The following is a 14,859-nucleotide window of genomic DNA, read 5'->3' on the forward strand; positions in this document are numbered from 1 at the left end:
CGTCCGGCGCCGCGTCGGGAGCAGCATACGACTGGAGAATCAGAACACCGCGTGCCCGCTGATCAGGCTCGGCAGCCACGTCGAGAAGAACGGCAGGTACGTGACGATGTTGATCGCGCTGAAGATCGCGAGGTAGTACGGCCACGCCATCTTCGTGGTCTCGCCGATCGACACGTTGCCGATCGCGCAGCCGACGAACTGCACCGAGCCGATCGGCGGATGCACGAGGCCGAGCGAGCAGTTCAGCAGCAGCATGATCCCGAACTGCACCGGCCCGACGCCGCACGCCATCGCAATCGGCAGGAACAGCGGCGTCGTGATCAGGATGTGCGCGGCCATGTCGACGAACGTGCCGAGGAACACCTGGATGATGTTGATGTACAGCAGCATCAGCCACGGCGCGGCGGTCGACTGCTTCAGCAGCCCTTCGATCGCATCCGGGATCTCCAGGTACGACATCTGGAAGCGCAGCATGTTGGACACCGCGATCAGCAGCAGCACGACGCCCGTCGTGCGCGCCGCATGCGACAGCGCGCGGCGCAGCTTCTCGGCCGTCAGCGTCCGGTAGACCACCGCGGTCAGCACGAGCGAGTACACGACGGCGATCGCGGCCGCTTCGGTCGCGGTCGCAATCCCCTTCGCGACGCACACGAGGATGATCGCGATCACCATCAGGCCGGGCACCGCGCCGACGAAGCTGCGCAGCACCGCATACCAGCCGGGGAACGCGGGCAGTGCGGACGAGCCGTCTTCACGGCGCGGATAGCCGTGACGCACGGCCTGCCAGTACGCAGCGGCCAGCACGAAGCCCATCACCCACAACACCGGCAGCAGCCCCGAGAACAGCAGGTCGCCGATCGACACGCCGCTCACCGGCTGGCCGTGCAGCATCCCGGTGATGCCCTGCGCGGCGAACGCATAGATGATCATGTTGGTCGACGTCGGCATCAGCGCGCCGGCGAGCGACGCATGCGTCGTCACGTTGACCGCGTACGCGGCGCTGTAGCCTTCGCGCTTCATCAGCGGAATCACCACGCCGCCCATCGCCGACGTATCGGCGGTCGGCGAGCCCGACACGCCGCCGAACAGCGTACACGCGACGACGTTCGCCATCCCGAGGCCGCCGCGGAAGTGGCCGACGGTCGCCTGCGCGAAGCGCAGGATCCGGTCCGCGATGCCGCCATGCAGCATCAGTTCGCCGGAGAAGATGAAGAACGGCACCGCGAGAAACGAGAACGCATTCATCCCCGAGATCATCGCCTGCATCGCGGTCGCGATCGGCAAGCCTTCGACCAGATAGGTCAGAACGCAGGCGATGCCGAGCGCGAACGACACGGGCACGCCGAGCACGAGGAAAATCAGAAAACTGACGGACAGGATCGCGAGTTCCATGGCGTTATTGTCCCGGCGTAGAACGACGAAGCGCGAGCAGGTGCTCGAGCGAGAAGAGGATGATGGCGATCGCCGCGGGCATCGCGATCAGGTAGCGCACGCCCTCGGGCAGCCCGATGATCGGGATGCGGTCGCCCATCGTCTCGGCGGCCATGCTGCCGCAGCCGATCATGATCATGATCGCGAACGCGACCAGGCTCAGATGCTGGATCGCGATGACGACGGTGCGCGCCTTTGGCGACAGCCGGCGCACCAGCGAATCGAGGCCGATATGGCCGCCGTCGCGCACCTTCATCGCCGCACCGAACATCGCGATCACGATCACGAGCAGCAGCGCGATCGGCTCCACGAAATCCGGTGCGTTCTCGAACACGTAACGCATCACGACCGCGTAGAACACCAGCACCGTCAGCACCGCGAGACACGCCGACGCGATCACGGCCAGCACGCGGAACAGCACGTCGTTCACGCAACGCAACAGCGGCGCGGCATGCCGGCGTGGCGCTGTTGCGCCGTCCGGGGCGGCGGCCCCGCCGCCCGCGGCGGTTGCGCCGTTCAGGGAAGTGCGGCGTGTCACTTGGTGGCCTCGATCTCGTCGACGATCTGCTTCATCTGCGGCGTCTTCTCATACTTCGTCCACAGCGGCTGCATCGCCTTCACGAACGCCGCGCGGTCGATCTGCGCGGCCGGCAGGATCTTCGCGCCGCCCTTCGTCACCAGCTGCTGCGCGGACGCCTCGCGTGCCGTCCAAAGCTTCTGGTAATACGGCACCGAATCGGCCGCCGCCTTCCTGATCGCCGCCTGCTCCTGCGGCGACAGCGTGTCCCAAACCTTCTTCGAGAACACCAGCACTTCCGGTGTCATCGCGTGCTGCGTCTCCGAGTAGTCGGGCGCTACTTCGTAGTGCTTGGTTTCCTCGTACGACGGCATGTTGTTTTCGGCTGCGTCGACGAGGCCCGTCTTCAGGCCCGTGTACACCTCGGCGAACGGCATCGGCGTCGGCGTGCCGCCCATCGCCTTGATCTCGTCGACCATCAGGTCCGACGGTTGCACGCGCACCTTCAGCCCTTTCATGTCGGCCGGCGAGCGCACCGGACGCTTCGCGTAGATCGAGCGCGCGCCGCTCTCGTAGAACGTCAGCGCGATCATTCCCTTCGCGGTGAACGCATCGAGGATCTTCTGGCCGGCCGGGCCGTACATCGCCTTGCGGAAATGATCGACGTCGCGGAACAGGAACGGGAACGACGGGATCAGCGATTCCGGCACGATCTCGTTGAACGACGCGCCGTTCACGCGCGCCATGTCGATCGCGCCGATCCGCACCTGGTCGACCGTGTCCTTCTCCGAGCCGAGCGCGCTGTTGCCGAACACCTTGATCGAATCCTTGCCGCCCGTCTGCTTCGACAGCTCGTCGCCCATGAACTTCACGGCCATGTTGGTAGGGAAGCTGTCGCCGTGCACGTCCGCCGAGCGGAACACACGCGCCTGGGCGGACATCGCGAAGCCGGCCATCAGCGCGACGGCCAGGGCGATACGGGAGCGGTTGAATCGGTGCTTCATCGTCAGTCTCCTTGATGGTTGTGCTCTTTGTGGCGCGACGATCCGTCGGCATGCGCATGCTTCGGCGCCGTGCTCGCTGACCGCAGAGTCATACGTCGTATGACGTGTTGACGCGAATGTACGTCGGTTAATCGTTTAACTCACTTGGTGCATACCCGTAGAGCGGCTGTCATGGCGGGTTTTGGGTATATTTCAGGGAATCGTTTTCTCTGTTTATATGAATTTGGGCGAAACGTTTTCTGGGAAGGGGGGCGTGTTCGATCTGGGTGGTCGGCTGGCCGCTTCCATCGGCACTGGAAACCAAACTTTCGCTTCGTTTTCAGTTGTTGTAGGATGACTGATCACAAAATTCGCAGGTCAACGCGATGTCAGGAGCGCACTCCGGCCATGCGCCGCCGCGAGCGGCACGACCGGAAGAAACGAAAAGGAATCCGGGCAGCGGCGGGCGCCCTCGTCTACCCCGCCGTAAGGCGCCGGAGTACGCGTGACTTGCGCCACGGGTTCGCGACTCTGCGTGCCCAAGTTACTGCGACTGCCCTACGCATTGCCGACAACACCTCGCGATGTCGACGTCCGGAGTCGTACCTAATAGGTCGCAAGTTCGCGTAGGGTGCACGGCTCACTCCATGCTTTTGCGACTTTCGACCCAGTCGATGTAGCCGGCTTGGCTCGCAACGCCGGGGGCGGCGGCCGGCCGGGAGCAGCCGATCGCCGATATTGCTCTTTGGTCATCCAGATGGCTCTTCTACAGCGGTCAACAGTCATTCGGTGCGCGGACGCGCAATAGGCTGTATCTAAACCTGCCGCCCTTGTGTTTTCACTCAAATATGTGCAGACTGCATATGTGCATGATGCATGTATTGGGGTGCCCTATGACACAGCGTACGGAAAATCTACTCGGCGCACTCGCCGTGCTCGTCACGGACGAGATGTTCGCGCTGCACTCCCTTCCAGCTCTCGCCGGCCCCACTGCGCGGGCGATGCTCAATGCAATCGGCCAATATCCAGACGCCTCTATCGAACTATTGCGCGATGCCGTCGCACTATCGCATCCCGCAGCTGTGCGCGCCGTAGCCGGTCTGGTCGATGCCGGCCTCGTTGAGAAGCGAGCCGGTGTCGATAAACGTTCCGTCGCGCTGGCGCTGACTGCCAGTGGCCGACGGGAAGTAAAGCGTTTGCAGAGCGCGCGCGAAAATATCCTGATGCGCATCGTGGGCCATCTCGATAGCGATGAGCGCCGAGTGCTCGAAGACCTGATGATCAAGATGCTCTGGCACGAGACGCGCGACCCTGCCCAAGCGATGCAGCTATGTCGCTTTTGCGACGACGGGCCATGCCTCAAGGCAGGCTGCCCGATTGAATGCCGCGAAGAAGGGTTACCCATGCCGGCCCGGAGTGCGCCATGAAACCTTCAGCAGGGGTGCCTTGGTCAGCCATCGCCGCACTGACCGCCGTGTCGATGCTCGCGCAGATCGGGCAGTTCGGCATTGGCTTCATCGTGCTACCGGTCTGGCTCGCTCATCAAGGCCTCGACGCGCAGCGCGCTGGCCTCTTCGCCGCGTCGCAATGGGCTGGCATGCTCGTGGGTCTGGCGGCGGCCCCGGTGCTGATTGCTCGCATCGGCGCAAGGCGAACGGTATCGCTCGGCCTCGCGGCCAGTATCGTTGCGTTTTCGTCCATCGGCTGGTTGTCGTGGCCGCTCTGGATCGTGCCAGGCATCCTGACCGGACTGGGCATTGGCCTGCGCTGGATCGCTAACGAGTCGTGTCTGTATAGTCTCGTTCCCGAGGAGTTGAGTGGCCGGGTGGTCGGCGTACATGAGACGCTCATTGCGACAGCTGGCGTAATCGCGCCGGCACTGGCCGCTTGGTGCGGTCCAGACGGTTCCGCGACGGTTGTCGCCGGCCTGTCATTTACATCTGCGGCAGCTATCCCACTCTGGTTGACCGCATCGGGGCATCCGCCAAATCTCGTTGCACGTGAGGCGACCGCTCACGGAGGCGTCCCGACCGGGCCAGTGAGCGCACTTGTATGCCTCGGCATGGTAGTGGTGGCTGTTGGTGGAATCATCGACGGCGCGCTATATGGTCTCTTCCCACTCTACGCCGGTGCGCGTGGAATGAGCGGCACACAGGCAACCCTGCTGCTGTCTTGCCTCGGCCTGGGCGGGATGCTGCTGCAATTTCCAGTCGGCTGGCTGGCTGACCGCGCTGGTCTGGGATTCACGGTGATCGTGTGTGCGATGACGAGCACGCTGGCACTCGTCACCTTCGCGCTCGCCACGCCAATGACGTGGTTGTTTCCGGCGAGCGGCCTCGTAGTCGGAGGCATGAATAGCGCGTTCATCACACTGGGCATGTACGCGGCTGCACGCAGCGAGAAGACTGCGCTCGTAAGGAACATGCGGCTAGTGTCGCTAGCGTTCACGGCCAGCTCGATCGTCGGGCCGCTCGTCGCTAGTGCTGCGATGAAGATGTTCGGAAACGACGCATTAATGTGGCCGCTTGCGATCGCGAGTGGCGTGCTTGCCGTATTTACGCTCGGCATATGCGAGGGAAAGCGAGAGCGCAGACAACCCTCTCCAGCGAACTGAGCCACCACAGACAACCGCTCCCCATGACTGTGGGTGCCCGCTTGTACGTGCAGAAATCGTACCCAAAGCGGCCGCTGAGCCCCTCAAAGGCCGAAGGGCAGGAACGGGTCGGACAGCGCCTGCTGATACCGAGTTCAGACTGGATCTCCCTTCAATTGAAAGGAGATAGGAAGCGACGTTCCGACGTAACAATCGCACGTCCGCGTGTGGACGGTCATGCCTGTTGCATGATGCGTAAGCGTCAATCACTGCATGAGTCTGGCGGACGCTGCTGTGAGCCAATTATTTTGGCGTCTGATACATTCAGTTGGAATCCATATCGGGGATACGTCATGAAGCTTCGTACCGTGTATTTGAAGGTGAGTGATATGGGGAAGTCCACTTCCTTCTGGGAGCGACTTCTCGGATATGAACCGCTTAAGCAGTCCGGCAAGTGGACTGAATTCATGGTCGGCACAAACAGACTGGGCCTTTTGTTAAACGATTTCGGAGATGAGATAAAAGGTAGCAGCTCCGTGCCTGTCTTTGAGTTCGAAGAAAATGCGCTTCACGAATTCGTGAAGCGGGCTACGGAAAACGGAGCCTCCGTCGTGTTGGACGGATTGAAGGTCGAGTCCATGAAAAGCATCGTATTGAGCAGCCCGGACGGACACGAGTTCGAGCTTTGCATGTGCCGCAATTAACCAACTGCTTTGCAGTTCGTCGCATGTCGTACGAACGACCGCTTGCCGGCGACGAAGGGCCGTTGAAAGAGCCGCGACGAATGTCGTTTCCGGGTCGACTGCTGTCGACTCATACTGGGGAAATGGCAATTCGTGCACAATGTCGAACCATCGCCCTTTTGGCGGGAGTCGGCGTTCAAATCGCGTGAGGTTCCGCAGACCATGTCTGTTCGTTCATACTTTCGCACGAACGGACTGCCCCAATTGAGCTGCGACCCAGCGATAGTGCCACCACTTTTGCTACACGTCCTCACGTGCGTGGGAACCGCGTGCAAGCCCTCCAACTCATGCGAACGTTCTTGTTATGCCAGAAGACTTCGAAGTTCACGGCCCGCACGATCATGCAGTAGAGCACCCTGCGGCGCATGAAGAAAGCCACGGAGCGGCGCGCATCGCCGTGATGACTGCTGTCCTCGCCTGCTTCGGCGCGATTTCCGCGTACCAGAGCGGTGCGGACGAGAATTTAGCGTTGCTGCACAAGAACGAGGCCGCGATACAGAAAACGGAGGCAGCTAACCTGTGGGCCTATTACCAGGCAAAGGGCGAGAAGCAGAATCTGGCCGAGCTCGGAGCGGCGTTGAGTCAGGAAGCGTCGCCGCAAAGAAAGCGTTTCGAAGCAGACGCGGCGCGGTATCGCGAAGAGAAGGAGCCGATCCGCAAGCGCGCCGAAGCGCTCGAGCAAGAAGTCGTGAAGAGCAATGCTGCAAGCGAGGAGCGGCTACACCGACATCATCGTTGGGCGCAGGCCACTACCATCATCCAGATCTCGATCGCGCTTGCTGCGATCACGATTCTCACGCGGCGGAAATGGATGCAACACCTGTCGATGGGGGCTGCCGCGATCGGCGTCGTACTGACAGGGTTGGCGCTCTTCGGTGTGTGAGCGGCCCGACGAACGGGCGCTTGCGGCCACTAAGAGTCATTCGGAATGCCGGCTGCTCGGAAGATTAATAGCCTGTTCCGCTTTCACAAACCGCCGCACGGCCACAGAAAGAGTTACATGTGCGGCATTGGCCCACGCATGCAAGACCGGCTGATCGAGGCGGGTATCTCCAACATAGCGGAATTGTGGGCTGCGGACGCACAGTTTCTCAAGCGAACTCGGAACAGCATCGTCGGGCTGCGTTTCACGCGCTGTTGCATGGCGAAGATTTGCCGACACCGATCAATATCACGCTTCGTATCGCGACACAGTTCTGGACCATTCGGCAGCCGGCCATAGCGCAGCTTCGTTCGTGTTGTTATGATGGAACGGTAAGTCGGTTAGTTTGGTGTCTAAGGTGCGTCCGCGCAAAAACATATCTAAGCGTCTGGCGTTCTGCTGCCTAATAATTAACAAAACAGAGGAATACATGGACTTTGACGAAGATGGCTTACCAACTCCAGAGTCTCTGATTTTTATAGAGCAGATTGAACGGCAGGCGGCACGAGACGCCATTACGCAGCAACACAACAAATCAGTGCAATCAATCCGCGCACTTGGCGAAAGCATTCTGCAGCATTGCCTTAGAACGGTTTCGTTCGATCGTGACCTATTGCGCATGGAGGGGGCGCTCAACTCTTCAATCGTCACTTTTTTGAAAAGAGCAGGCTTTTTCGTAAGGATTGGTGATTCCCATAGAAGCGACTACCTGCATGGATTAGACGATAACGGGAAAGCCGTCGCGATGAAGGTTCCTAGGGAAACGCTGATCAATGGACCAACTTCCGAAGTTGCAGGCGAGATGGCTTCAAATTTTCTGGATGACGAAGCGAATCGGCGCTCAATTCAGTGAATTTGGCGCGTAAGCGAGCCTCCCCTGCTCGCATTTTTCATACGCATGACGGACTGCTCCCATGGACCGATCGCAACAGATTTCGCGCAATCACCAGATTCGCCAGAGCGAACAGGCTGAACAGTTGCGCGGTGTTCTTGGCCAAGCCCTTGTATCGGGTCTTGCGATGCTGAAACAGATTCTTGACGATATGAAACGGATGCTCAACCCGCGAACGGATCTGCGCCTTGGTTCGCTCGAGCGCGATCACCAGGTCCTTCAGCGCTCCTTCTTGCATCGCCTTGATCTTTCCCCGCCTGGCAGCGACGTGCCACTTCACGGCCTTGCCCGCCATTTCCTCGCGCTTGTCGACGCCAATGTAGCCCGCGTCGGCGAACACCTGCTCTTCATGCCCGTGCAGCAGGGCATGAGCTTGCGATACATCCGACACGTTGGCCGCCGTGCCAACCACACTGTGAATCAGGCCCGAGTCGGCGTCGACGCCAATGTGGGCTTTCATGCCAAAGTGCCATTCGTTGCCCTTCTTCGTTTGATGCATTTCCGGGTCACGGCTCTTCCCGGCATTCTTGGTCGACGGCGGCGCTTCAATGATCGTCGCGTCAACCAGCGTGCCTTCCTTCATCATCAGCCCACGCTCGCACAGCGAGATGCCAATCTCGTCGAACAACTTCCGTGTCAGTTCGTGTTCGATCAGCAGGCGCCGGAACTTCAACAGCGTGGTTGCATCAGGCACGTTCTCGATCGCCAGATCGATGCCGGCGAAGGCTCGCAGCGTGATGCTGTCATACAGCGCGTCTTCCAGTCCTTCGTCCGACAGTCCGTACCACTGTTGCACGAAGTAGATTCGCAGCATCCGCTCAAGGCCAATCGGCGGGCGACCTCGCGTGCCCTTCGGATAGTGCGGTTCGATGGCCGACAGCAAGCGCTGCCACGGAACGACCTTCTCCATCTCTTCCAGGAAGCGTTGGCGCCTCGTCACTCGCTTCTTGCCTGCAATTTCCGCTTCCGCGAAGCCGATCTGCCTCTTCATCGTCGTGGGTCCGTTCCGTGAGCTGTCTTCTAAACGTCCTCGGCTACGTCTGCGATGACCGCCGAGCCGAATAAATCAGCGTTTCCCTAGAGAAAGAGACAATCCGAAGGTTGTCTCGGACGTGATTGTAGAGCGAGATGGTGAACGAATTGAGCTTAAGACGGCATCGTTCGCATCGCCCAAGGAAAGCATCCCGTCGGAATTATTCAACAAAGATTTGCGTCATCTTCAACGTCATGTTTTAGAAGACCTGGAAACATTTCCTTGGGAAGGCTTGCTCAGGATCAACCGCGAAGCTGAAATGGCGATTTTCGTTTGCGACAAGATAATCGCGGAACAATCGGATCGGTTCTGCGCCTTGGTTGGAGACTTATCATCTTCCGACCGGGTCGTTCGTCGCAATCACGACGGCGTTACATACGTGATTGAGACTGGCTTTTATACCCCAGACCAACAGCTGAACGTCCAAAGCAGCAAACCAATCGTGGTTGAGGAATTTATTGTGCTACTTGCAACACCCTCCGAGCGAGAATGACCGTCATTTGTGTTTTATCTGTCATCGGCTTAAGGCCAATGGCCTTTAGGTGTAGCCGTCGAAGATCGGATTAGATGTTGTTCGCCACAAATTGATCCCAAGCGGCAACGCATTTTTCTGCCAGTTCAAACGCATCCATGGGGCCATCGCTGGCATCGATCTCATACTTAATCGAGATCGCGGGGATTTCTCCGCCAATGTTCAACTGTAAGTGACTTCCCGTGATTTGGGGAGTCGAACCCGATCGCTGCGTCTTTAACGTCAGATGCTTTGTGGCATTGCAGATGTCCGCGCAAATCGCAAGCTCGAGGGTCGCATTAATGAACGACTCGACACTCGACCAACTGCCGCACGCAGGATCGTTCTTGATCCAGTCCTTTACGTGGTAGCAGTGCTGAAAAAACGTAATAACCACGTCGTCGTAATTGCTTGCATGCTGATCGTGAGGCCTTCCGTCGTTCACTTGTCGAAATTTCTGCAAATAACGCTTCGTACGTTGAAGCTGTTGTTCCCATTTTGCACTCATGTGGTCCGTCTCTTGTAATAAGAAGTCGCTGTGAAGGTCTGCGGCGCGGCGACAGCGGCGTGCTTCACCATGGTCAGGAAGTAACTGCAACGCCGCAGAGATGATTTTACCCACGTGACCCTCGTAAGAGTTTGCGGTCATCTGCCCGGAACGTCATTATTTCGGCCGCTCAAATACCCTAGCGTATGTCTGTATCGGGTCGGCTACAGTCTACGGCGTATAACGAAATGCCACTGCGTTGGCGCCGCAGCAAACCAATCGCACAAACTCCGACACACCACCCGAGCATCGGTGGTGCGACTGGCCGCAAGTCACTTATTTTCTGCGCACGCAGTTGCCGATAACCTATCCCCTACGACCACGCCCCTCCGCCCGCCCCCTCACGTCTGCATAACCAGCGACGTCAACTGCGCCGCCCGCGCCACCGCCGTCTTCCCATAGATCGATTTGATCTGCGTGCGGATCGTCCCGATCGACACACCGCGCAACCCGGCGCATTCCTGCGGCGACAGCCCATCGCAACACAGCAGCACCGCAAGATCAGCCTCGGCCGACGACAGCCCGTAAAACACGCGCAGCCGCTGCGCACGGGCCGACGGCGAACTCAGGTCGGCGGCCGTCATCAGCGTCGCGACGCCCGGCCGCTCGCGCATCAGGCGCGATTGCTCGGGCACCGGCATCAGCGCCAGCGGCAACGGTTCGCCCGTTGTGCGCCGTAACAACAGCCCGCCGCGCGCGTGCGCTTGCCGCCATTGCGCATCGTCGACGCACCCTTCCGGCGCGAATCGCCCGTTCACGACCCGCAGCGCCGGTTCCGCCGCGATCAACTGATCGGCCGCGCGATTCGTGTAGCGCAGCTCACGCTGCGCGCCGAGCAGCAAGACGGGCACCGGAAGCACATCGAGCGCCGATTCGGCGGCGGCCACGCGCGCCTCGAGCTCGCCGATCCGCGCCTGGATCTGCAGCGCGCGGCTGATGTGCATCCCCATGTTTTCGATCGCGTGGCGCTGATCGTCGGACAGCCCCTGCGATTCGAGGCCGCCCTGGACGCTGAGGAATGCGCCGGAGCCCTCGCTGCGATGGATGTACAGGCCCGAGATGCTGCCGAGCCCGAAAGGATGAAGGAATTCCTGATAAAACGCGCTGTGCGCGCGCTGGTGCGCGGAAAGGTGCTTGACGTCCTCGAACCAGCGGCCCGCCGGCCAGTCGGCGGCGACCGGCACAACCGGGTCGTACCGATAGAACTCGGTGTTGTAGGTGTCGTAACATGCGGCGACCCATGACGCGTCGTCACCCGCCGCCTGCTCGATCGCCGGCACCCGCGCCGCGTCGTCGAAAGACAGCAGCGTGACCATGCGCACGCCGACCCACGATCGCAGCCCGTCCAGCACCGTTTCCCATCGTTGATCGCCCAGCGCCGCAGCGTAGACGTCATCGATCCATGCGGATGGAATCAACCCGTTCATTGGCATCTGGCCACCCCGCGCCGTGCGTTTTTGTCGAACGTCTCCTGCGCATCTTAGTCAATCGGCGCCCACGTTTAAATCACTCGTTCGCGTTTGATCGAAATACCACGTTTGTTAGCGTTTATCGTCAGACGTAATGGCCGTTATTCCGGCATGCACGGTGCCGCCGGCTTTTCATCCGGATCACGGTATGCCATGATGCAGCGCATGACGATTCGAAACACCACGCTCTCGCTGCACCATCACCACGGACGCCCGCTGTTGCGCCGTGGCTCGTTTCGCATCTAGCAATTGCATCGGGTGAATGCCCGATCAAGACGACAACCAAGGCGCCTCCGGCGCCTTTTTTGTTTTTTGCGGCCTTGAAAGCGGACCGCGCCGATCAATCGAACCCGTATGGAGTGTTTTCAATGCAACAGCCGTGGAAAGACATCGCCTTGTCGGATTTACCGCTCCGCGAGGATCTCAAGTTGCAGCATGCGTACGGGGCGCCGCAGCTCGATGTGCCGGTCTGCCTGAACGTCAACGAGAACCCCTATCCGCCGTCGGCCGCGCTCGTCGCGCGCATCGCGACCGCGGTGGCCGACGCCGCGCGCGCGGCGAACCGCTATCCCGACCGCGACTTCGCCGAGCTACGCGCGCATCTCGCGGCGTATCTGACGCACGACACCGGCGTGACGGTCGACGCATCGAGCGTCTGGGCGGCCAACGGTTCGAACGAAGTGATCCAGCAGATCCTGCAGGCATTCGGCGGCCCCGGCCGATCGGCGCTGGCCTTCACGCCCGCGTATCCCATGTATGACGAATACTGCCGCACGACTTTCACGCGCCTGCATACCTTGCCGCGCACCCGGGATTTCGCGCTGGATCGGGATCGGGCCCTCGACAGCATCCGCGCGCACCAGCCGAGCGTCATCCTGCTGACGTCGCCGAACAACCCGACCGGCACCGCGCTGCCGGTCGACGATATCCGCGCGATACTCGACGTCGCGCCGGGCATGGTCGTCGTCGACGAAGCCTATGCGGAGTTCCGGCGTCACGGCGTCCCCAGCGCGGTGACGCTGCTGCCGGAGCATCCCCGGCTCATCGTCACCCGCACGCTGAGCAAGGCGTTCAAGTTCGCGGGCGGCCGCGTCGGGTATTGCGCGTGCGCGCCTGCGATCGTCGACGCGCTGAAGCGGGTTCGATTGCCCTACCACCTGTCCGCGTTCACCCAGGCGGCGGCCTGCGCGGCGCTGGTCGCGCGCGACGAGATGCTGTCGCAAGTCGACGCGATCAAGGCCGAGCGCGATTCGACCGTCGACTGGCTGCGTGGCCTGGGCCTCACGGTGGCCGATTCCGATGCCAACTTCGTGATGTTCGGCGAGTTTGCGGATCGACACCGGATCTGGAGCGGCCTCCTGCGCCACGGGGTCCTGATTCGGGAGTCCGGCCCGCCGGCGTATCTTCGCGTGTCGATCGGCACCGGCGCGGAGATGGCCGCGTTTCGTGCGGCGCTGCTCGACGTGATGGCGCTCGAATAAGCGACCGGCCATCCGGTCGACGACACGATGAAGCGCATGCCCGCGCCGTATCCGACGATGTGCTTACTTCATCGTCGAAAACCGCATTTCCATCGCGTTGATCTTCGCGAGCACCGCTTCGCTGAGCGTTCTGACGTGGCGCGGCACGTCGGGCGCCGACAGCAGCTCCTCGATTCGCCCGCGCCAGTAGCTCGGATGCCGCACGCGCCCCGCACCCGACATCGACACATCGTCAGCGTTCGTCTCGCTGTCCAGGAGAGCCACCATTCTCTGAATGTGAGAGAGCTCTCGTTCCGCATAGTCTCGTGCCAGCATATTGATTGAAATTCCCCGAAATACGACAGCAGGCCTTCCGTCATCAACGCGCCATCGTGTTGCGGTGTAAAGCATTCACCGCACACGTCAGTCGCCATCGTACGCAGAAGCTGTGTCAGTAAACCGCACGGGCATTTGCTGATTTCGATACGGAATGGGGCGCCTGTCCGATTGCTCCGACGACTTCCGGCCCCGATGCCCTGTGGTCAATCGTAGGCTGACTGTTGGGCAATGACATCTCCCAAAATGGAGATACGGGGCGAGATTGGCGGGGCGGGGATTTCGGAATTTTCCGGTCATCGGGCGGTGTGCGGAAGGCATGCGGTTGCCGGCCGAAGACAAAATCGCGATCAGTTGACTAACTCGACGACGCGCGTCCGGCACATGACTAGCCGGCAAGCACGACGCGAGCATGCAACGCTGCGCCGTGGATCGCGGGCGACCTGCGCGCCCTGCTCAACAAATCGGTGTGCGAGATCGCCTTGACACAGGTCGAGCGACAACACAGCCCATTTGCCCAATTCGCCACGCACCTTCAAATCGCAGATATCGAACGCCGCCTGAAGCTTCGCGAGATCCTCATCGGCGAGCAGGCTGTCGAAGTCCTTTCGCGGTAATTGCGTGCTTTGCTTTCCGTATTGCTGGCGCGTGCTTCCACCAGCAGGCGCATCGTGCATCGGCTATAGGAATGTTTCGCACAACTACACACTTGCGAGACGGGGCCCACCGAAGTCAGATACCGACATCGCCATGCTTCAACCCGAAAATGAAATCCACTTCCACGGAAGCCCCTTTGGGCAATTGCAGCACACCGACCGACGTACGCGTATGAACGCCTGCGTCGCCAAGCACTGCGTACAGCATGTCGGATGCGCCGTCGGCGACTTCGCTTTGCATCGTGAAGCCGGGCGCGCTTCGCACATACACGGTGATGCGCGGCACGGTCGCTATCGCGTCGAGCGTGCCGCAGTGCTTCCTGATCAGCGACAGCGCACGCAGCACCGATACGCCGGCGGCACGACGACCTTCGTCGAGCGAAACGGATTCCCCCACTACGCCCACGAAATGCACCACGTCGCCGATCCGCGGAATCTGGCCGGCAATGTAGGCCGTGTTCCCGTCGACCAGAATGGGCGTGTACTTTCCGCCGATCCTGATTTCCTCGTCCGGATTGAAGCCGAATTCGGCGGCGACCTGCGTCAGCTTATCGTCTCTGTTCATTGGTGAATTCCCCGATACTTCAGAAAAATGTAAAGAATAATTAATTCTCGCTCACTTGTCTCGAGGAAGAAATGCCGCCGTGAACGATCAAAGCGACGTGCCGCCGCCGTTAAAAGTTTCCGGGTAATCCTCTATGTTTTCTCATACATGACACACTTTTCAGGTGTTCGAAGCAGTCCAGCATGGCTTTATCGATGACAA

16 protein-coding genes are annotated in these 14,859 nt (G+C 60.5%); 7 read left to right on the forward strand and 9 right to left on the reverse strand.

Annotation, left to right across the window (positions count from 1 at the left end; translation table 11 throughout):
* Window positions 1–39 precede the first annotated feature (39 nt).
* The 3 genes from CFB34_RS36030 to CFB34_RS36040 are packed head-to-tail and all read right to left on the reverse strand — an operon-like array spanning window position 40 to window position 2,952.
* Complete coding sequence (locus CFB34_RS36030) at window positions 40–1,392, reverse strand: TRAP transporter large permease (protein ID WP_089429834.1); 1,353 nt, start codon at window positions 1,390–1,392, stop codon at window positions 40–42.
* Between the two features lie 4 nt (window positions 1,393–1,396).
* Window positions 1,397–1,969, reverse strand: a complete 573-nt coding sequence (locus CFB34_RS36035) for a TRAP transporter small permease (protein ID WP_089444432.1) — start codon at window positions 1,967–1,969, stop codon at window positions 1,397–1,399.
* Window positions 1,966–2,952 carry a TRAP transporter substrate-binding protein gene (locus CFB34_RS36040; protein WP_089444433.1) on the reverse strand — a complete coding sequence of 329 codons (987 nt, stop codon included), beginning with the start codon at window positions 2,950–2,952 and terminating at the stop codon, window positions 1,966–1,968. Before CFB34_RS36040 ends, CFB34_RS36035 begins: the two co-directional genes overlap by 4 nt.
* A gap of 872 nt (window positions 2,953–3,824) precedes the next feature.
* Here CFB34_RS36040 and CFB34_RS36045 point away from each other — a divergent pair.
* The 5 genes from CFB34_RS36045 (at window position 3,825) to CFB34_RS36065 (ending at window position 8,042) form a co-directional block, all read left to right on the forward strand.
* The gene (locus tag CFB34_RS36045) at window positions 3,825–4,358 is read left to right on the forward strand and encodes a MarR family winged helix-turn-helix transcriptional regulator (protein WP_089444434.1); all 534 of its coding nucleotides are present in this window, start codon (window positions 3,825–3,827) and stop codon (window positions 4,356–4,358) included.
* Window positions 4,355–5,545 carry an MFS transporter gene (locus tag CFB34_RS36050; protein ID WP_089444435.1) on the forward strand — a complete coding sequence of 397 codons (1,191 nt, stop codon included), beginning with the start codon at window positions 4,355–4,357 and terminating at the stop codon, window positions 5,543–5,545. Before CFB34_RS36045 ends, CFB34_RS36050 begins: the two co-directional genes overlap by 4 nt.
* Before the next feature lie 332 nt (window positions 5,546–5,877).
* Entirely contained in the window at window positions 5,878–6,228 is a 351-nt protein-coding gene (locus tag CFB34_RS36055; protein ID WP_089444436.1) for a VOC family protein, read from the forward strand.
* A 343-nt stretch (window positions 6,229–6,571) separates the two neighbouring features.
* Window positions 6,572–7,150: a DUF4337 domain-containing protein gene (locus tag CFB34_RS36060; RefSeq protein ID WP_089444437.1), complete on the forward strand. Its 579-nt coding sequence runs from the start codon at window positions 6,572–6,574 to the stop codon at window positions 7,148–7,150.
* Window positions 7,151–7,619: 469 nt separating this feature from the next.
* On the forward strand, window positions 7,620–8,042 hold the full coding sequence (locus CFB34_RS36065) for a hypothetical protein (RefSeq protein ID WP_089444438.1): 423 nt from the start codon (window positions 7,620–7,622) through the stop codon (window positions 8,040–8,042).
* Between the two features lie 37 nt (window positions 8,043–8,079).
* Here the strand turns inward: CFB34_RS36065 and CFB34_RS36070 are convergent, their stop codons facing one another.
* Window positions 8,080–9,072: an IS5-like element ISBmu2 family transposase gene (locus tag CFB34_RS36070; protein ID WP_006412423.1), complete on the reverse strand. Its 993-nt coding sequence runs from the start codon at window positions 9,070–9,072 to the stop codon at window positions 8,080–8,082.
* 121 nt (window positions 9,073–9,193) lie between these two features.
* Between CFB34_RS36070 and CFB34_RS36075 the strand changes: the two genes are divergently transcribed.
* On the forward strand, window positions 9,194–9,607 hold the full coding sequence (locus CFB34_RS36075; protein WP_143329564.1) for a hypothetical protein: 414 nt from the start codon (window positions 9,194–9,196) through the stop codon (window positions 9,605–9,607).
* 70 nt (window positions 9,608–9,677) lie between these two features.
* Here CFB34_RS36075 and CFB34_RS36080 read toward each other — a convergent pair whose 3' ends face one another.
* Both CFB34_RS36080 and CFB34_RS36085 read right to left on the reverse strand, forming a co-directional pair.
* Entirely contained in the window at window positions 9,678–10,247 is a 570-nt protein-coding gene (locus tag CFB34_RS36080) for a hypothetical protein (RefSeq protein WP_143329565.1), read from the reverse strand.
* A 266-nt stretch (window positions 10,248–10,513) separates the two neighbouring features.
* Window positions 10,514–11,599 (reverse strand): helix-turn-helix transcriptional regulator, encoded by a 1,086-nt coding sequence (locus CFB34_RS36085; RefSeq protein ID WP_242808763.1) that lies wholly within the window; start codon window positions 11,597–11,599, stop codon window positions 10,514–10,516.
* A 410-nt stretch (window positions 11,600–12,009) separates the two neighbouring features.
* On the opposite strand from CFB34_RS36085, the gene CFB34_RS36090 reads away from it, so the two are divergent.
* Entirely contained in the window at window positions 12,010–13,122 is a 1,113-nt protein-coding gene (locus CFB34_RS36090; RefSeq protein WP_089444441.1) for a histidinol-phosphate transaminase, read from the forward strand.
* Between the two features lie 63 nt (window positions 13,123–13,185).
* On the opposite strand, the gene CFB34_RS36095 is transcribed toward CFB34_RS36090, so the two are convergent.
* From CFB34_RS36095 to CFB34_RS36105, 3 genes are all read right to left on the reverse strand, one after another.
* Window positions 13,186–13,437, reverse strand: coding sequence for a hypothetical protein (locus CFB34_RS36095; protein WP_089444442.1), 252 nt, complete (start codon window positions 13,435–13,437; stop codon window positions 13,186–13,188).
* Window positions 13,438–13,787: 350 nt separating this feature from the next.
* Window positions 13,788–14,114 (reverse strand): hypothetical protein, encoded by a 327-nt coding sequence (locus tag CFB34_RS36100; RefSeq protein ID WP_143329566.1) that lies wholly within the window; start codon window positions 14,112–14,114, stop codon window positions 13,788–13,790.
* 55 nt (window positions 14,115–14,169) lie between these two features.
* Window positions 14,170–14,658 carry a RidA family protein gene (locus tag CFB34_RS36105; protein WP_089444443.1) on the reverse strand — a complete coding sequence of 163 codons (489 nt, stop codon included), beginning with the start codon at window positions 14,656–14,658 and terminating at the stop codon, window positions 14,170–14,172.
* Window positions 14,659–14,859: the final 201 nt, after the last annotated feature.

Source organism: Burkholderia sp. HI4860, from assembly GCF_002223045.2.
Lineage (GTDB): Bacteria > Pseudomonadota > Gammaproteobacteria > Burkholderiales > Burkholderiaceae > Burkholderia.

What these genes read in the sequence shown, in the direction of transcription:
- CFB34_RS36030 (WP_089429834.1), bottom strand. Translation starts at nt 1,392, where the DNA reads ATGGAACTCGCGATCCTGTCCGTCAGTTTTCTGATTTTCCTCGTGCTC.
- CFB34_RS36040 (WP_089444433.1), bottom strand. Translation starts at nt 2,952, where the DNA reads ATGAAGCACCGATTCAACCGCTCCCGTATCGCCCTGGCCGTCGCGCTG.
- CFB34_RS36045 (WP_089444434.1), top strand. Translation starts at nt 3,825, where the DNA reads ATGACACAGCGTACGGAAAATCTACTCGGCGCACTCGCCGTGCTCGTC.
- CFB34_RS36050 (WP_089444435.1), top strand. Translation starts at nt 4,355, where the DNA reads ATGAAACCTTCAGCAGGGGTGCCTTGGTCAGCCATCGCCGCACTGACC.
- CFB34_RS36055 (WP_089444436.1), top strand. Translation starts at nt 5,878, where the DNA reads ATGAAGCTTCGTACCGTGTATTTGAAGGTGAGTGATATGGGGAAGTCC.
- CFB34_RS36060 (WP_089444437.1), top strand. Translation starts at nt 6,572, where the DNA reads ATGCCAGAAGACTTCGAAGTTCACGGCCCGCACGATCATGCAGTAGAG.
- CFB34_RS36065 (WP_089444438.1), top strand. Translation starts at nt 7,620, where the DNA reads ATGGACTTTGACGAAGATGGCTTACCAACTCCAGAGTCTCTGATTTTT.
- CFB34_RS36070 (WP_006412423.1), bottom strand. Translation starts at nt 9,072, where the DNA reads ATGAAGAGGCAGATCGGCTTCGCGGAAGCGGAAATTGCAGGCAAGAAG.
- CFB34_RS36085 (WP_242808763.1), bottom strand. Translation starts at nt 11,599, where the DNA reads ATGAACGGGTTGATTCCATCCGCATGGATCGATGACGTCTACGCTGCG.
- CFB34_RS36090 (WP_089444441.1), top strand. Translation starts at nt 12,010, where the DNA reads ATGCAACAGCCGTGGAAAGACATCGCCTTGTCGGATTTACCGCTCCGC.
- CFB34_RS36095 (WP_089444442.1), bottom strand. Translation starts at nt 13,437, where the DNA reads ATGCTGGCACGAGACTATGCGGAACGAGAGCTCTCTCACATTCAGAGA.
- CFB34_RS36100 (WP_143329566.1), bottom strand. Translation starts at nt 14,114, where the DNA reads ATGCACGATGCGCCTGCTGGTGGAAGCACGCGCCAGCAATACGGAAAG.
- CFB34_RS36105 (WP_089444443.1), bottom strand. Translation starts at nt 14,658, where the DNA reads ATGAACAGAGACGATAAGCTGACGCAGGTCGCCGCCGAATTCGGCTTC.